This is a genomic window from Streptomyces sp. NBC_00440, assembly GCF_036014215.1.
In the GTDB taxonomy this organism is placed as follows: domain Bacteria; phylum Actinomycetota; class Actinomycetes; order Streptomycetales; family Streptomycetaceae; genus Streptomyces.
In genome coordinates, this window is sequence record NZ_CP107921.1 from 7,697,445 (window position 1) to 7,713,847 (window position 16,403).

Genomic DNA, 16,403 nt, shown 5'->3' on the forward strand with positions numbered 1-16,403 from the left:
ACTGGAGAACCACATGCAACTGCGCGAGAGCGCCGCGCAGCGTGAACTGCGCAAGGAACTGAGAGCGTACTTCGCGGGCCTGCTGCCCGAGGACGAACGGCGCCGGGCCGGCGAGGAAGGAGTGGGCGGACCGCGCTTCCGGGAGATCGTGGGACGGCTCGGCGCCGACGGGTGGCTCGGCATCGGCTGGCCCGAGGAGTACGGCGGCCAGGGCCGGACGGCCGAGGAGCAGTACGTGTTCTTCGACGAGGTCCAACGGGCCGGACTGCCCTTCCCGTTCGTCACCGTGAACACGGTCGGACCCACGCTCATGGAGTACGGGACCGAGGACCAGAAGAAGCGGTTCCTGCCGGGCATCCTCACCGGCGACACGGTCTTCGCCATCGGCTACACCGAACCGGGCGCCGGCACCGACCTGGCATCGCTCACCACCCGGGCGGTACGGGACGGCAGCCACTTCGTCGTGGACGGCAGCAAGATCTTCACCAGCGGAGCGAACACCGCCGACTACATCTGGCTCGCCGCCCGCACCGATCCCGACGCCCCCAAACACCGTGGAATCTCCATCCTCACCGTGCCGACCGACGCCGACGGGTTCTCCTGGAGCCCGATCCGGACCGTGGGGGGCATGGTCGTCACCGCCACCTACTACAGCGGGATCCGGGTGCCTGGCAGTGCTGTGGTGGGTGAGGTGAACGGCGGCTGGCGGCTGATGACAGCACAGCTCAACCACGAGCGGATCGGCCTGGCGGCCCTCGGCGGCCGCACCGTCCAGCTCTGGGAGCGGGTCCTGGAATGGGCCAAGGACAACGGCGCCGTCGAACTGCCCTGGGTACGCCATGAGTTCGCCCGCACCTACGCCCGTATCGAAGCCATGCGCCTGATGAACTGGAAGATGACCGACGCCGTCGCACACTCCAGGCTGACCGGAGCGGACGCCGGCGCCGCCAAGGTGTACGGCACCGAGACCCACATCGACGTCCAGCGCTCGCTGACCCAGATCCTGGGCGCGGCCGGACGGATCCGCCCCGAGTCGCCAGGAGCGGCGCTGGCCGGGCAGGTCGAGCAGTTGTCACGCCAGGGCATCGTGAACACCTTCGGCGGCGGCGTCAACGAAGTGCTGCGCGACATGGTGGCCACCCAGGGTCTTGGCCTTCCCCGCAAGGGACGTGGCCGGTGAATACGGCGAGTGAGGAGTACGAGAGGCGGCTGCAGTCCTTCACCGGACGCGACCTGCACGCCCTCACGCCCGGTCAGGACCCGGTGAACCAGCCGATGATCCGGCACTGGACCGAGGCGATGGGCGACACCAGCCCGGTGTACACCGACGAGTCGGCGGCCCGAGCCACCGGGCGGGCAGGCGTCGTCGCCCCGGCCTCGATGATGCAGGCATGGACGATGCGGGGCTACGCCGCATCGGTCGCCCCGCCCTCCGCCCGCTCCGGGTTCGACGAGCTGGTCGACCTGCTCGACGAGGGCGGCTACACCTCCGTGGTGGCGACCGACTCGGAGCTGGAGTTCACGCGCGAACTGGTGCCCGGTGACCACATCGCCGTACAGGAGGCCGTGGAGTCGGTCTCCGCCGAGAAGCGGACCGGTCTGGGCGCCGGGCGCTTCGTCACCACGCTGAAGACCTACCGTGACCAGGACGGCCGGGTCGTCGCCGTTCAGCGCTGGCGCACCCTGCGGTTCCGGCCGGCCGCACCGGAGGCAGCCGGCCGTCCCCCGGCACTGCGCCCCCGGCCCGCCGTCAACCGGGACAACGCCTTCTGGTTCGAGGCGGCGAAGGACCACCGGCTGCTGATCCAGCGCTGCGCCTCCTGCGGGACGCTGCGTCACCCGCCGGGCCCGTGCTGCCCGCGGTGCGGCTCGTTCGCATGGGACACCGTTGCGGCGTCGGGCCGGGGACGGGTGTACACCTTCACGGTCAACCACCGTCCGAGGCACCCGGCGTTCTCGTACCCGCTCGTCGTCGCCGTCGTCGAACTCGCCGAAGGCACCCGGCTCGTCACCAATCTGACCGGCGTCGCGCCCGAGGACGTCGACATCGACATGCCGGTCGTTCTCGACTGGCTCGACGCCGACCCCGATCTGTCCCTGCCGGTGTTCCGGCCCGCCGCAACGGAGGCCTCCTGATGGACTTCTCGCTGGGAGAAGAGCTCGAAGCGCTACGGGATCTGGCCCATGAGATCTTCACCGACCACGCCACGCCGGAGCGGCTCCGGGAGGTCGAGACATCCGCGACGCGCGTCGACGACAAGCTCTGGAACGACCTGGCCGGGACGGGACTGCTCGCCGCACCGCTCCCGGAGGAGACCGGCGGCGCCGGTCTCGGCCTGGCCGCGCTGTGCGTGATCCTTGAGCAGCAGGGCCGGAGCGTGGCACCCGTCCCGGTCTGGCCCGCCGTCCTGGCCGCGCTGGCTCTCGCCGCGCACGGCTCCGCACCGCAGCGTGCGGCGCTGCTGCCGTCCGCGGCCGACGGCACGGACCGGTTCACCCTGGCGCTGGAGGAGTTCGGCCCCGCCGGCCCCCGCGAGCCGCGGACCGGGGCCACGCCCGACGGACCCGCATGGCGGATCAGCGGCACCAAGGCCGTCGTACCCGCCCCCGCCGGCGCCGGCCGGGTGCTGGTCACCGCGGCCACCGGCACAGGCACGGGCCTCTTCCTCGTACGCTCCGACGCCCCCGGGGTGAGCTGGACGTCCGCCGAGACCACCAGCCATGACCTCAGCGCCCACCTCACTCTGGACGGCGCTCCGGCGGAAGCGGTCGGCGCACCCGGCTCCGGGGCGGTGGAGTGGATCACCGAGCGGGCGGGCGCGGCGCTGGCCGCCCTGCAACTCGGCGTGGCGCAAGGAGCGCTGCGCCACGCGGCCGAACACCTCGGCGCGCGCGAACAGTTCGGCCGGCCCCTGGCCACCTTCCAGGCCGTACGGCATCAGCTCGCCGACTGCCTCATCGACATCGAAGCGATGCGGGTGACGCTGTGGCAGGCCGTGACCGCGCTGGAGGACGGGGAGGGCACCGAGCGGGCGGCGCTGGTCGCCAAGTGGTGGGCCGACGAGGGCGGACTGGACGTCGTCCACCGTGTGCAGCACGTGCACGGCGGCATCGGCGTCGACACCGACTACTCGGTGCACCGCCACTTCCTGTGGGGCAGGCAGATCGCCACCACCCTGGGCGGGGCGAGCGCCGACCTGTCCAGGCTCGGCGAGGTCCTGGCGCGCGGGACGGTGGCCTCATGACGGTGCCGAAGACCCGGACGTACGACGAGGTGACGGTCGGTGACGTACTCCCGCGTCTTGAGATCCCCGTGACCCGGACGCTTGTCGTCGCCACGGCCCTCGCGAGCCGCGACTACCAGGACGTGCACCACGACCCCGAACTGGCCAGGGCGCGCGGTTCGAAGGACATCTTCATGAACATCCTCACCAGCAACGGCCTGGTCGACCGGTACCTCACCGGCTGGGCCGGTCCGGCCGCGGTCGTCAGGGCGATCCGGATCCGCCTCGGCGCCCCCAACCACCCGGGCGACACCATGGTGCTCACCGGCACCGTGGTCGCCAAGGCCGACGAGGACCGGCGCGTCGAGGTCGCGGTGCGCGGCACCAACAGCCTGGGCGCGCACGTGACCGGCACCGTCGTGGTGTCCCTGCCGAAGGGGGCGGCTTCGTGAGGGCCGCGAGCGTGCTGCCGGGCAGCGCCGCCGTCGTCGGTATCGGCGCCACCGAGTTCTCCAAGAACTCCGGCCGCAGTGAACTCCAGCTGGCCTGCGAGGCCGTCCTCGCCGCCGTCGCCGACGCGGGCCTGGTCCCCGCCGACGTCGACGGCCTGGTCACCTTCACCGCGGAGACCAACTCCGAGATCCACGTGGCCCGCAACACGGGGATGGGCGAGGTGACGTTCTTCTCGCGCATCGGCTACGGCGGAGGGGCCGGCTGCGGCACCGTGCAGCAGGCGGCGATGGCTGTCGCCACCGGCGCCGCCGAAGTCGTCGTCTGCTACCGGGCCTTCAACGAACGCTCCGGCGAACGGTACGGCCTGGGGCAGGCCGACCGGCCGATGGACACCAGCGCCGACCGTGCCGCGTACGCCTGGATGACCCCGTTCGGGCTGAACACGCCCGCCCAGTGGGTGGCCATGTTCGCCCGCCGCTACATGCACGAGTACGGCGCGGGCAGCGAGGACTTCGGCAGGGTCGCGGTGGTGGACCGCAGGCACGCCGCGAACAACCCCGCCGCCTGGTTCCACGGGCGCCCCATCACCCTGGCCGACCACCAGAGTTCGCCCTGGATAGCCGAACCGCTGCGCCTGCTGGACTGCTGCCAGGAGACCGACGGCGGTCAGGCCCTGGTGGTCGTGTCCGCCGAACGGGCCCGTGACCTGCCGCATCCCCCCGCCGTGATCCGCGGGGCGGCGCAGGGACTGGGGGACGACCAGCACATGATGACCAGCTACTACCGCCCGAGCATCAGTGGCATTCCGGAGATGGGCCTGGTCGGGCGGCAGCTGTACGGGCAGAGCGGCTTGGGTCCCGGCGACATCGACGCCGCGGTCCTGTACGACCACTTCACCCCGCTGGTTCTGCCGCAGCTGGAGGAGCTGGGGTTCTGCGGTACGGGCGAGGCGAAGGACTTCATCGCGGACGGGCACCTCGATCTCGGTGGCCGGCTGCCGCTGAACACCCACGGCGGGCAGCTCGGCGAGGCCTATCTGCACGGCATGAACGGCATCGCCGAGGGCGTCCGGCTGGTCCGCGGCACCTCGGTGAACCAGCCCGACGGCGTCGGCCAGGTGCTGGTCACCGCCGGCACCGGCGTGCCGACCAGCGGTCTGATCCTGGGAACCGGCCGATGACCACGTCCCCCGCCGGCCCGGTCCTGACGACCGACGGGCCCCGACCGCACAAGGAGATCCCCGATGATTGACGCGTCACGGCGTGCCGCCGCAGACCTGCTGTGGAACGCGGAGCACGACCGCACCCCCGTGGCCCCGCTGACCGAGACGTTCCCGGGGATGGACGTGGTGGACGCCTACGAGATCCAACTGCGCAACATCCGCAGACGAGTTGCGGGTGGCGCCTCCGTCCGCGGCCACAAGGTCGGGCTGTCCTCCGAGGTCATGCAGCGGATGATGGGCGTGGACGAGCCCGACTACGGCCATCTGCTCTCGGACATGGTCCTGTCCGAGCAGACCCCGGTGGACACCGCCCGCTACTGCTGCCCACGCATCGAGGTCGAGATCGGGTACGTGCTCGGCGAGGCCCTGAGCGGCGAGAACTGTACGGAGAAGGATGTCATCGCCGCGACGGAGTACATCGTCCCCTCCATCGAGCTCATCGACAGCCGGATCACCGACTGGCGGATCGCGCTGGAGGACACCATCGCCGACAACGCCTCCTCGGCCGGCCTGGTCCTGGGCGCGGCCCGGGTCAGCCCCCGCGATCTGGATACGGCGGGTATCGGCGCCGTGCTGTACCGGGGCGGTACGGAGATCGCGCGCGGCAACACCAGCGCGGTGCTGGGCGATCCGACCGTCGCCGTCGCGTGGCTGGCCCGGAAGGTGGCGGCCTTCGGGGTCCGTCTTGAGGCCGGGCATGTGGTGCTGCCCGGCTCGTGCACGGCGGCCGTCGACGTGCGGCCGGGGGACGACTTCCGCGCGGAGTTCGCCGGGCTCGGCCCGGTGTCGGTCCGCTTCGCGTGAGCGCGGCGGGCCTGCGGGCCCTGACCACTCAGCGGGACGGACAGGGAAGCTGAAACAGAATTCATACTAGTTTACCCGGTGCCGAAACGGCCACGCAGGACAAGACAGCGATGCAGGACAAGACGGCAACGCAGGACACGAGCGGAAGAGGGCAGATGAGCACGAGGACCAGCCTCCACGGGCGGACCGCCGTCGTCACCGGGGCCGGCGCCGGCCTGGGCCGAAGCGAGGCGCTTGAGCTGGCGGCCCGCGGCGCCAATGTCGTCATCAACGACGTGGGACCGGCCGCCGATGACGTCGTCGCGGAGATCAAGACCCTGGGGCGCGAAGCCGTTGCCGTGACCGGGGACATCGGCGACTGGTCCATGGGCGACCAGCTGGTAAGCACCGCGCTGGAGACCTTCGGCAGCCTGGACATCGTCGTCAACAATGCCGGGGTCCTGCGCGACAAGATGGTATTCAACCTCAGCGAGTCCGACTGGGACGACGTCATCCGGATCCACCTCAAAGGACACGCCGCCCTCACGCGTGCCGCGGCGGTGCACTGGCGGGCGGCGAGCAAAGCCGCGGGCGGCCCGGTCTACGGACGAGTCGTCAACACGTCGTCCGAGGCCTTCCTCTTCGGCGCCCCGGGCCAGCCGAACTACTCGGCGGCCAAAGCCGGCATCACCGCGCTCACCCTCGCCACGGCACAGGGCCTGGCCCGCTACGGCGTACGCGCCAACGCCATCTGCCCGCGCGCCCGCACCGCCATGACGGCCGAGGCGTTCGGAGCGGGCAGCTCGCCCGAAGGCGGCCTGGACATCATGGCCCCCGAACGGGTCGCGACGTTCGTCGGCCACCTCGCCTCCGCGGCCGCGGACGAGATCAACGGCCAGGTCTTCGTCGTCTACGGCGACATGATCGCCCTGCTCGCGCCGCCCACGGTGGAGAAGAAATTCACCGCGGCGACCGGCGCCTTCACCGCGGGTGAGCTGGACTCCCGCCTGACGCCGTACTTCTCGGGCCGGGACCCGCACCGCATGTTCGCGGCCTACAGCGTCGCCGCACTCGACACCACAGGGACGCAGGACGCGACCGCAGCCCGCTGACCACCACCCGCGCTCTCCCCAGGAAGGAAGCCGATGATCGACAAAGACATGTACGGCCCGTGGGCGGTCGTCGCCGGCGGGTCGGAGGGGGTAGGGGCATGCTTCGCCCACCGCCTCGCCGAAGCCGGCATCAACCTGGTCCTCATCGCCCGCAAACCGGGCCCCCTTGAGCAGACCGCGGACGAGGCCCGCGCCAAGGGCGTCGAGGTGCGCACCCTCGCCCTCGACCTGCTCGACAGCGGAGCACTGAATTCGATCCGGGCCGTGACGGACGGCCTCGACGTAGGACTCCTGATCTTCAACGCGGGAGCCAACACCTACGGTCATGAATTCGTCGGCGGCGACCTCGGCCGTGCGCAAGGTGTGATCGACCTCAACGTCACCTCCCAGCTCGCCCTCACCCACCACTTCGGCGCGCTGATGAAGGAGCGCCGCCGGGGCGGCATCATGCTGGTCGGCTCGCTCGCGGGTTATATGGGCCAGGCACGGCTGAGTGTCTACTCCGCAGTGAAGGCGTTCAGCAGGGTCTTCACCGAGGGCCTCTGGCTGGAACTGAGGCCGTACGGAGTCCACGTGACCGAACTCGTCCTGGGGGTGACCCGCACCCCGGCGATGGAACGGGCCGGCCTGCGAATGGATCTGCCGGGGCTGAACGTCGCGGAGTCCGACGACGTGGCACGTGAAGGTCTGGAGCATCTCGCGGACGGACCCGTGTGGGTGGCAGGCGGAAACCTGGCCACGGCGGAGCAGCGCAGCGCGGTCCGCCACCGCGCAGAGCAGATCCTCGATGCCGGCGAAGCCTCCCGGCGGCTCCTGCCCTCGGATTGACCCCGAGGACCGGCCGGCGGTGCCGGGCAACGAGACCAGTCAGGAACGGACGTGAAGGACAGCCCCATGGGGAATACGGTTCTTGAGAGGGTGCGCACCCTGCTCCCGGCCATAGCGGAGCGGGCCCGGGCCACCGACGAGAAGGGACGGATCCCGGACCGGACGGTGCGCGAACTGACCGGAGCCGGTGTCTTCCGGATGCTCCAGCCCCGCCCGTTCGGCGGTCAGGAAGCAGACCTGGTGGAGTTCTACGAGGTCATCCGTGCCATCTCGGCCGTCTGCTGCTCGACCGGCTGGGTCGCCTCCGTACTGGGCGTGCATCCCTGGCAGTTGGGACTCTTCCCCGAACAGGCGCAGCGGGAAGTATGGGGCACGGACCCCGACACCCTCGTGTCGTCCGCCTACGCGCCGGTGGGACGGCTCACCCCCGTCGACGACGGGTACCGCCTCACCGGCCGCTGGAGCTTCTCCTCCGGCTGCCACTACGCCCGATGGGCGCTGCTCGGGGCCCTGGTCATCGGCGATCAGGGCAGGCCCGTCGACTTCCTGTCCGTGCTCGTGCCCCGTTCCGACTACCGCATCGAGGACGTGTGGGACGTCGTCGGGCTGCGGGGCACGGCCAGCAACGACATCCTCGTCGAGCAGGCCTTCGTCCCCCGCCACCATGTGATCCGGAACTACGAGCAGGCGCAGCTGAAGGGCCCGGGCCAGAAGATCAACCGTGGACCGCTCTACCGGCTGCCCTTCGGCGCTGTCTTCACCAGCGCGGTCACCGCCCCGGTCGTCGGCGCGGTCGCCGGCGGCTACGACTCCTACGTCGCCGCGACGAAGGAGCGTGGCTCGCTGAGCCTCGGCGGCGGCCGGTTCGCCGAGGACCCCTACGCGCAGGTGGCCATCGCGCGGGCAGCCTCCGAGATCGACGCGACCGTCCTGCAGATGGACCGCAACATCAGGGAACTGACGGCCCACGCGGCGCAGGGCCGCGACATTCCGATGGAGCTGCGGCTCAGGACCCGCCGCGACCAGGTGCGGGGCACCGAACGTGCCGTCACGGCGATCGACCTGCTGTTCAAGACGGCGGGCGGCCACTCGCTGCGGCGCGGCAGTCCGATCGAACGAGCGTGGCGCGACGCACACGCCGGCAGTGTGCATGTGGCCAACGACGTCGAACGGACACTGGCCATGTACGGCCGCGGTGCGCTCGGACTGACCGTCGAGGACAACCTCGTCTGAAATCTCCAACCCGATGTCTGCAACCCGATGTCTGCGATCTGCGGTCCGGGATCGGTACCGCCGTCGAAGCCGTCAGTCGACGGGGGCGTTGGAGCGGTCCCCGAGCAGCACCTCGCACGCGAGCCGGATCTCGGTCTCCGCGTCGGAGTGCGTCGTGTGACCGTACAGCGCGGAGATCAGCACGCCGTGCCAGCTCTTCATCAGCAGCCGGATCAGACGGTTGTCCCGGTCGGTGGGGTGGTCGAGCCCGAGCAGCCCCAGCACCGTGCGATGCACCTTGGCCTCGATACCGGCGGCCTCGCTGACGGTGGCGGCGTGCGCGGCGTAGTTGCTCTGCATCATGGCGCTCGCCAGGAGCGGGGTCCGCAGCATGTGGCGCGTGGACCGGAGCAGCGTCTCGGCGACAGCGTCGACGGGGCCGGCTGCCGCACGGATCTCCGGTGAATCGTCGCCCATGTGGTCGACCTGGGCGGACATGATCGCGGTGAACAAATGCGTCTTGGACGGGAAGTAGCGGTAGAGCGTGGCAATGGCGACGCCGGCCTCCTTGGCCACGTCGTGCATCTGCACATGCTCAAGACCCCGTTCAGCGCCCAGCCGGGCGGTGACACTCAGGATGCGCGCGTACCGTGCCTTCTGCCCGGGTGACTGCGGCTCCGCCGCTGGCCGGTTCTCGGCGACTCTGGGCACGGTTTCCTCTTCCGGCTCGTGATGGCGCCTTCAGCGCACCATGCTAACGGTGAGGCCGCCCCGGCAGAGCGGGAAGCAGCCGAGGCCCCGGAACACGTCCGGTGCCGCAGGCCCATGAGAGCGCCGACGACGCGTTCGCGGGTGCCCGTGTACTGCTGAGTGGGACTGCCGCGGACGCACCGCGCGGTGACTGGGATTTCCTGACGGCGAACACCGGCAACCGCGGGAGGTCGAAGCATGGCAGAGAAGTGGGACGAGGAGTACGACGTCGTCGTCGTGGGGTCCGGCGGCGGAGCACTGACCGGCGCGTACCTGACCGCCGTCGCGGGCCTCGAAACCGTCGTGGTGGAGAAGACATCCCGGCTGGGCGGGATGAGCGCGTACTCCGGCGCGGCCCTGTGGCTCCCCGGCTCACCGGTGCAGAAGCGCGATGGAGTCCCCGATTCGACCGAATCGGCCCGTACCTATCTGCGCGCCCTGCTGGGCGACGGCACCGCCGGGAAACAGGACGCCTTCCTCGCGGAGGCGCCCCGCCTGGTGGCCCGGCTGGAGAAGGACCCGGCCATCGCGTTCCGGTTCAGGGAGTTCCCCGACTACTACGAGCGGCCCGGCCGGGTGCCGGGCGGGCGCTCGTTCGTCCCCGCCGACCTCGACCCGGGTGACCTGGGCGAACTGCTCTCCCTGGTCCGCCCCCCGGTGGACAGCGACCGGACGGGCCAGGAGCACGACGAGTCGGCCCCGCTGACGGCGGGACGCGCGCTCATCGGCCGCCTGCTGCTGGCATACGACCGCACCGGCCATGGCACGGTCCGCACCCGGACCCGGATGGACCAGCTCGTCACCACCCACGAGCGGGTGACCGGCATCGTCGCCACCCGGCACGGCCGCCGTGTACGGATCGGGGCCCGCCGGGGCGTGCTCCTGGCCGGCGGCGGATTCGAGCACAACGAACGTCTGCGAAGCATCCACGGAGTACCGGGCAGCGCCGGCTGCTCCATGGCGCCGACCAGCACGAACACCGGTGAACCCGTCCTGGCCGCGACGGCGATCGGCGCGGACACCGACCTGATGCACGAGGGCTGGTGGTGCCCCGGCCTCATGATGCCCGACGGTCAACCGGCTTTCGTCTGCGGGTTCTTCGGCGGCCTGGTCGTCGACGCACACGGCTCCCGGTACGCCAACGAATCCCTGCCCTACGACAGGTTCGGGCGCGAGATGGCCCAGGAACCGTCCCGGACGCCCTCCTATGTCATCTTCGACGACCGCACCGCGGGCGCGATCCCCGCGGTCATGCTGCCGCCGTGGGGCGACCCGGCCGCCCACCTCGCCTCAGGAACCCTCACCGAGGCCGACTCCCCGGAGCAACTTGCCCGGCTCATCGGAGTCCCGGCCGACAGGCTGGCCGCTGCCGTCGAGCGCTTCAACGGCTTCGCCGACAAGGGGCAGGACGAGGAGTTCGGCCGTGAGTCGGACGAGTACGGGCACTGGTTCGGCGAGCCTGTGCTGCGGCCCGTCCGCAAGGCGCCCTTCTACGCGGCGAGGCTCGTACTCGCGGACCTGGGAACCAAGGGCGGCCTGGTCACCGACACCTCGGCGAGGGTGCTGCGAGCGGACCGCACACCGATCGCCGGGCTGTACGCGGCCGGCAACACGAGCGCATCGTTCACCGGGGCGTTCTACCCGGGCCCGGGAATCCCGATCGGCACCGCGATGGTGTTCGGGTCCCTGGCCGCCAAGGACATGACCGGCTGAACTCCGGCCGTACCGCTCAGTGGGACCGCGGCACCGGCCCGTCCGCCCCCGACCCTACGTTCACCGGGACGCCACCGCCTCGTCCGCCGAGGTGACCGCGTCGGGCCGGCCGTGCACAGGGCCCGCGCCACCGTCCCCCGGCGGGCCGGCCCGCACGCCCCACACCGCGCCGAGCGCAGTCTCGGCGGAAAGGAAGGCACAGATGGCCACCGCGCCCCACGACGTCCGCACGATCGAGGCGGACTCCCTCCCGGGCCGTTTCGCCCGTGGCTGGCACTGTCTGGGCCTCGCCCGGGAGTTCACGGACGGCAAGCCGCACACGGTGCACGCCTTCGGGCAGAAGCTGGTCGTCTGGGCCTCGGCCGACGGCACGCTCAACGTGCTCGACGCGTACTGCCGTCACATGGGCGGAGACCTGTCCAGGGGCACGGTGGAGGGCGATGACGTCGCCTGCCCGTTCCACAACTGGCGCTGGGGCGGTGACGGACGCTGCCGAGGCATCCCCTACGCCCGCCGGGTCCCGTTGCGAGCCCGGACCGCGGCCTACCCGACGCTGCAGCAGGACGGCCTGCTGTTCGTCTGGAACGACCCGGAGGGGAACCCGCCTCCCGAGTCCGTGACGATCCCCCGTATCGAGGGCGCGACGAGCGACCGCTGGACGGACTGGTCCTGGTACTCGATCCGTATCGATGGCGCGAACTGCCGTGAGATCGTCGACAACGTCGTGGACATGGCGCACTTCTTCTATGTGCACTACTCGTTCCCCACCTACTTCGAGAACATCTTCGAGGGTCACACCGCGACTCAGATCATGAAGGGCGTCGCCCGCGAGGACGTGCGTCGCCCGCAGGCCGAGGGGAGCGGAGCCCCCAAGGTGCTGGGCCAGACCTCCGTCGCTTCCTACCACGGCCCCTCGTTCATGATCGACGAACTGACCTACCACTACGACGACGGTGACGTGAGGTCGGTACTGATCAACTGTCACTACCCGGTGTCCGAGGACTCGTTCGTGCTCCAGTACGGCATCCTGATGGAGAAGGCCCCGCACCTGGGCGGCGCAGCCGAAGAAGTAGCCGAGAAAATGGGCGAGTTCATCAAAATCGGCTTCGAACAGGACGTCGAGATCTGGAAGCACAAGGCCCGTATCGACAACCCGCTGCTCTGCGAGGAGGACGGCCCGGTCTACCAACTGCGCCGATGGTACGAGCAGTTCTACGTCGACGCTGCCGAGGTGCGCCCGGAGATGACCGACCGGTTCGAATTCGAGATCGACACCACCAAGCCCAACGCCGCCTGGCGGACCGAGATCGAGCAGAACATCGCCCGGCAGGACGTCGCAGCACAGGACGGGTCCGCCTGATGGCGGTCCGGCCCGACAACAGGCTCCTGGACGCCCCCATGGTCCCCGTCGCGTGCGGCACCTGCGGTGCGCGGGTGGAGGCGCGCAAGAGCAGCTGGGAGCAGACCAGCGTGCAGTGGAACGCCGAAGCGCTGGCGGCCTGCTCCGAACGTCGCACGGCCGGGACAGGTGCTGTCTTCACCGGGTGCTCCGCTCTCCGGACCACGATTCGCCGGGCCGCCGCCGAGGGAGAGTTCCGCGCCCCACCGGGCTACGCGGACACCTGACGGGCCCGGAAGGTGCTGCCGTCACCGGCCGGGCGAATCAGAGATCTGGTCATCGCCCAGCGGGATGCCGGGTCTCGTCGCTCTTCGACGACAAGGGCGCCCATGTGTAGCGGACGCGCACGCCGCGGTCGTGGAGCCAGGCGGTCTCGCGGTGCCGGAGTTCATGCGCGGACTCCGGGGCGATGGCGTTGGGCCAGCGGACGAGTACATCCGTGACGTGACCTGTCTGTACCAGCTGTCTCACCCGCCGCCACCCTCTGCGCTGGGCCGGGTCGGGCTCACCGTATGTGTCGGTGATGACCTCGGCGATCGTCAGTCCGCGCTCCTGGGCGAAGGCGCGGCCTTCCGTCTGTGCGCGCTGTGTGGCTGCCCCCGGCGCGCCCGGGGCTCGGTCGGCACATACGTACAGCACGACGGGGGAAGCGGGTTCACCGTAGGGGGTCATGGGTGCCTTCTGTAGGTGGATCGAGGAGAAGGGGTTCCTCGCCGAGTGAAGGGGACGTAGCGGGGCCGTGCGGTGCCGGCTGCGGTCTCTGCCGACGGACGGGTGACCTGGTCCGGTGCGCAGCGGGCCGGGCTTTTCCAGGCTGCAACCGGGCTGTCGCTGCCGGGGCGGGCGCCGGATTCGGCGCCCGCCCGTACCGATGACGTCAGGGGTGGGCCGTCAACTCCGCCCAGACGACGTTGCCTTCGGCCCGCGTCGAGCGGGCGGAGCCCCAGCGGTCCGCGAGTTGCTGGACGAGGAACAGACCTCGCCCGCCCTCCTCGCGGGGGCCCGCCAGATGCTCGGGCGGGCGGACCGGGGTACGGCCGTCGTCGTGGAGTTCGATGCGCAGGCGCCGCTCGTCGCCGGTCAGCGTGAGGCCGCACAGGACATGAGCGCTGTCGGTGTGGAGTACAGCGTTCGTGGTCAGCTCGGAGACCAGCAACACCGCGTCGCTGCATGTGTCGCCTGGCACCTTCCAGGCACGGAGCCGGTCGCGCACGTTGTCGCGGGCGGATCTCGCGCTGGTGTGCAGGGCCGGCAGGCCGAGCCAGTACTCCCGACGAGGCACGGCCGCGGCTGAGGCGGGGGGCGAGGCCGGGGCTGAGGTCGTGGGCAGAGTCAAGGATGTCGCCTTCCAGTGCCTTCCGGGGGGCAGGCGCGGTGTGGGGCTGCGGGCCGCAGCCCGCGGTGTGAGAGGCGTGTGCCGAGGCAGGCGCCCTGCGGTGGGGTGCCGACGACGGCATCAGCATCACGTGTCCCGCCCGGGCCGGATGCTGCGTCAGAGCTGCGACTTGACCGCTCACACGTCAACTATGCGCGTGATCGACCCACGCTGCAACCGACTCCCTGATAATTTCAGCAGCGCGGGTATCACCCTGGCGTCGTCAGCAAGACACTGTAAGAATGGCGTTGTTGATGAACCCTCAGGAGGTTGGGCGTGAGTGAAGCCCGTTCCAGTACCAGCGCACCGACAGTCCTGCGTATGATCCTCGGCCGCCGGCTGCAGGACATGCGACTCGGCGCCGGTGCCTCGCTGGAGGACGCGGCAAAAGCACTGCGCGTGAAGACCTTGACGATCCGTCGGCTGGAAAAGGCCGAGGTCGCGCTGAAGCCTCTCTACGTGGAGAAGCTCCTGGAGACCTTCGGCGCGGACCGTCAGGAGATCGCCGAGTTCGTCGACCTGGCCGAGCGAGCCAACGAGCCCGGCTGGTGGCACTCCTACCGCGACGCCGTCCCCAGCTGGTTCACCGCCTACGTCAGCCTGGAGACCGGCGCCAAGACCCTGCGTACGTACGAACCCCAGTACGTCACCGGTCTTCTGCAGACCCCCGACTACGCCCGCGCCGTGCTGCTCGGCGGGCTGCCGAACGGCAGCGAGGAGGAACTCGCGCGCCGCGTGGAGCTACGGCTGCACCGCCAGAGCCTGCTGGAGCGGGAGGACGCCCCTACGTTGTGGGTGGTGATGGAGGAAGCCGTCCTGCACCGGGCGGTGGGCAGCGCCGACGTGATGCGGGAACAGATCGAGCGGCTGCTGGACGTGTCCGAGCTCGCCCATGTCAGTCTCGACATCGTGCCCTTCGCCGCGGGTGCGCATGTCGGGGCGTGTGCCCCGTTCACGTATTTCCGCTTCGAGGAACCCGAGTTGCCCGACATCGTCTACAGCGAGCTCCTGTCTGCCTCCGTCTACCTGGATCAGCGCGCGGACGTCGTCGCCCATCTTGAGGCGCATTCCCGTATGGCGCTGCTGACGTCGTCCGAGGACAGCAGGGCGCTCTTGAACCGCATGCGCAAGGAGTACTCGTGACGATCACCGACGAGGGTGTCTACAACGGGATGTCGGCCCGCGATCTCGGTGAACAGGGCTGGGAGCGTCCCTGGAGCGGGCCGAACGGCGGTCAGTGCGTCGAGACGAAGAAGCTCGCCGACGGCCGCGTGGCCGTAAGGCAGTCGACCGACCCGGCCGGGCCTGCGCTGATCTATGCGCCGGAGGAGATCGCCGCGTTCCTCCGCGGGGTCAAAGAGGGCCTGGCCGATCACTTGGCCGCCGGGTGAACCGGCGGCGGGCAGAAGGGACGACGACACCGGTCCCGTTCCTGGCCTGCGGGCCGACAGACACACGCATGAAGATGAAGGGGAGAACATGACCACCAGGCAGGCCGGCCGGGATCTCGACACGAGCAGGCCGCACTCGGCCCGGATGTACGACTACTTCCTCGGTGGCAAGGATCACTTCGAGATCGACAAGGAGGCGGCTCTGGTCGCCGCCGACGCTCACCCCGGCATCTTCGTAACTGCCCGCGAGAACCGGGCGTTCATGCACCGGGCCACTCGTGTCCTGGCGCAGGAGTACGGCATCCGCCAGTGGCTCGACATCGGCACCGGCATACCGACCGAGCCCAACCTGCACCAGGTCGCCCAGTCCGTCGCGCTCGATGCCCGCGTCGTGTACGCCGACAACGACCCCCTCGTACTCAAGTACGCCGAACGCCTGATGCGCAGCACGACGCAGGGACGCACGGCCTACATCGAGGCCGACGTCACCGACCCCGACGCACTCATGAGCGCCGTTGCCGAGTCGGAGGTTCTGGACTTCGACCAGCCCATCGCCCTCAACCTCAACGCCCTCATGCACTTCATCACCGACCCGCACGACCCGTACGCCATCGTCCGCCGACTGCTCGACTCCCTCCCGGTCGGCAGCGCCCTCGCCATGAACCACTGCACGCCCGACTTCGACCCGGTCACCTGGAACAAGGTCGCGGAGATCTACACCAGCTCCGGAACCCCGGTGCAGTTCCGTTCACACAGCGACGTCCGACATTTCTTCGACGGGCTCGACCTCATCGACCCCGGCATCTGCTGCTGCCACCGCTGGCGGCCCGACGGACCCACCGATGGTACGGAGCCCACGGACGCCCAGATTGGTCTGTTGGCGGGTGTAGGCATCAAACGCTGACCGGGACCGGGCGAGGAAACCGTCCTCTGCCTGGTGG

The 16,403-nt window shown here is 70.2% G+C and carries 18 protein-coding genes; 15 read left to right on the forward strand and 3 right to left on the reverse strand.

The window, feature by feature from the left end; translation table 11 throughout:
- The first annotated feature begins 13 nt into the window (after window positions 1-13).
- From OHB13_RS34235 to hsaA, 9 genes are all read left to right on the forward strand, one after another.
- Window positions 14-1,180, forward strand: coding sequence for an acyl-CoA dehydrogenase family protein (locus tag OHB13_RS34235; protein ID WP_328379723.1), 1,167 nt, complete (start codon window positions 14-16; stop codon window positions 1,178-1,180).
- Window positions 1,177-2,136: a bifunctional MaoC family dehydratase N-terminal/OB-fold nucleic acid binding domain-containing protein gene (locus tag OHB13_RS34240; RefSeq protein ID WP_328379724.1), complete on the forward strand. Its 960-nt coding sequence runs from the start codon at window positions 1,177-1,179 to the stop codon at window positions 2,134-2,136. The genes OHB13_RS34235 and OHB13_RS34240 overlap by 4 nt, the downstream gene beginning before the upstream one ends.
- A complete protein-coding gene (locus OHB13_RS34245; RefSeq protein ID WP_328379725.1) occupies window positions 2,136-3,245 on the forward strand; it encodes an acyl-CoA dehydrogenase family protein in 1,110 nt (369 codons plus the stop codon). The genes OHB13_RS34240 and OHB13_RS34245 overlap by 1 nt, the downstream gene beginning before the upstream one ends.
- Entirely contained in the window at window positions 3,242-3,676 is a 435-nt protein-coding gene (locus OHB13_RS34250; protein WP_328379726.1) for a MaoC family dehydratase, read from the forward strand. Before OHB13_RS34245 ends, OHB13_RS34250 begins: the two co-directional genes overlap by 4 nt.
- Complete coding sequence (locus OHB13_RS34255; protein ID WP_266862021.1) at window positions 3,673-4,857, forward strand: lipid-transfer protein; 1,185 nt, start codon at window positions 3,673-3,675, stop codon at window positions 4,855-4,857. The genes OHB13_RS34250 and OHB13_RS34255 overlap by 4 nt, the downstream gene beginning before the upstream one ends.
- Window positions 4,858-4,920: 63 nt before the next feature.
- Entirely contained in the window at window positions 4,921-5,703 is a 783-nt protein-coding gene (locus OHB13_RS34260) for a 2-keto-4-pentenoate hydratase (RefSeq protein ID WP_266862020.1), read from the forward strand.
- A gap of 155 nt (window positions 5,704-5,858) precedes the next feature.
- The gene (locus OHB13_RS34265) at window positions 5,859-6,794 is read left to right on the forward strand and encodes a 3-oxoacyl-ACP reductase (RefSeq protein WP_328379727.1); all 936 of its coding nucleotides are present in this window, start codon (window positions 5,859-5,861) and stop codon (window positions 6,792-6,794) included.
- Between the two features lie 33 nt (window positions 6,795-6,827).
- The gene (locus tag OHB13_RS34270) at window positions 6,828-7,622 is read left to right on the forward strand and encodes an SDR family NAD(P)-dependent oxidoreductase (RefSeq protein WP_328379728.1); all 795 of its coding nucleotides are present in this window, start codon (window positions 6,828-6,830) and stop codon (window positions 7,620-7,622) included.
- Between the two features lie 66 nt (window positions 7,623-7,688).
- The gene (gene hsaA / locus OHB13_RS34275; protein ID WP_328379729.1) at window positions 7,689-8,855 is read left to right on the forward strand and encodes a 3-hydroxy-9,10-secoandrosta-1,3,5(10)-triene-9,17-dione monooxygenase oxygenase subunit; all 1,167 of its coding nucleotides are present in this window, start codon (window positions 7,689-7,691) and stop codon (window positions 8,853-8,855) included.
- Between the two features lie 72 nt (window positions 8,856-8,927).
- On the opposite strand, the gene OHB13_RS34280 is transcribed toward hsaA, so the two are convergent.
- On the reverse strand, window positions 8,928-9,545 hold the full coding sequence (locus OHB13_RS34280; protein WP_266862016.1) for a TetR family transcriptional regulator: 618 nt from the start codon (window positions 9,543-9,545) through the stop codon (window positions 8,928-8,930).
- A 237-nt stretch (window positions 9,546-9,782) separates the two neighbouring features.
- Between OHB13_RS34280 and OHB13_RS34285 the strand changes: the two genes are divergently transcribed.
- The 3 genes from OHB13_RS34285 to OHB13_RS34295 all read left to right on the forward strand — a co-directional run bounded on the left by OHB13_RS34285 (window position 9,783) and on the right by OHB13_RS34295 (window position 12,923).
- Complete coding sequence (locus tag OHB13_RS34285) at window positions 9,783-11,297, forward strand: FAD-binding protein (protein ID WP_328379730.1); 1,515 nt, start codon at window positions 9,783-9,785, stop codon at window positions 11,295-11,297.
- Window positions 11,298-11,499: 202 nt separating this feature from the next.
- Entirely contained in the window at window positions 11,500-12,657 is a 1,158-nt protein-coding gene (locus OHB13_RS34290) for a Rieske 2Fe-2S domain-containing protein (protein ID WP_328379731.1), read from the forward strand.
- Window positions 12,657-12,923 (forward strand): ferredoxin, encoded by a 267-nt coding sequence (locus tag OHB13_RS34295; protein ID WP_328379732.1) that lies wholly within the window; start codon window positions 12,657-12,659, stop codon window positions 12,921-12,923. Before OHB13_RS34290 ends, OHB13_RS34295 begins: the two co-directional genes overlap by 1 nt.
- 49 nt (window positions 12,924-12,972) lie before the next feature.
- On the opposite strand, the gene OHB13_RS34300 is transcribed toward OHB13_RS34295, so the two are convergent.
- Both OHB13_RS34300 and OHB13_RS34305 read right to left on the reverse strand, forming a co-directional pair.
- The gene (locus OHB13_RS34300; protein WP_266862012.1) at window positions 12,973-13,368 is read right to left on the reverse strand and encodes a hypothetical protein; all 396 of its coding nucleotides are present in this window, start codon (window positions 13,366-13,368) and stop codon (window positions 12,973-12,975) included.
- 205 nt (window positions 13,369-13,573) lie between these two features.
- Window positions 13,574-14,032, reverse strand: a complete 459-nt coding sequence (locus tag OHB13_RS34305) for an ATP-binding protein (RefSeq protein ID WP_328379733.1) — start codon at window positions 14,030-14,032, stop codon at window positions 13,574-13,576.
- 315 nt (window positions 14,033-14,347) lie between these two features.
- Between OHB13_RS34305 and OHB13_RS34310 the strand changes: the two genes are divergently transcribed.
- From OHB13_RS34310 to OHB13_RS34320, 3 genes are all read left to right on the forward strand, one after another.
- A complete protein-coding gene (locus OHB13_RS34310; protein WP_328379734.1) occupies window positions 14,348-15,214 on the forward strand; it encodes a helix-turn-helix domain-containing protein in 867 nt (288 codons plus the stop codon).
- Window positions 15,215-15,243: 29 nt separating this feature from the next.
- Entirely contained in the window at window positions 15,244-15,462 is a 219-nt protein-coding gene (locus tag OHB13_RS34315; protein WP_371777684.1) for a DUF397 domain-containing protein, read from the forward strand.
- Window positions 15,463-15,550: 88 nt separating this feature from the next.
- Window positions 15,551-16,366: an SAM-dependent methyltransferase gene (locus tag OHB13_RS34320; protein WP_328379735.1), complete on the forward strand. Its 816-nt coding sequence runs from the start codon at window positions 15,551-15,553 to the stop codon at window positions 16,364-16,366.
- The last annotated feature ends 37 nt before the right edge of the window (window positions 16,367-16,403 follow it).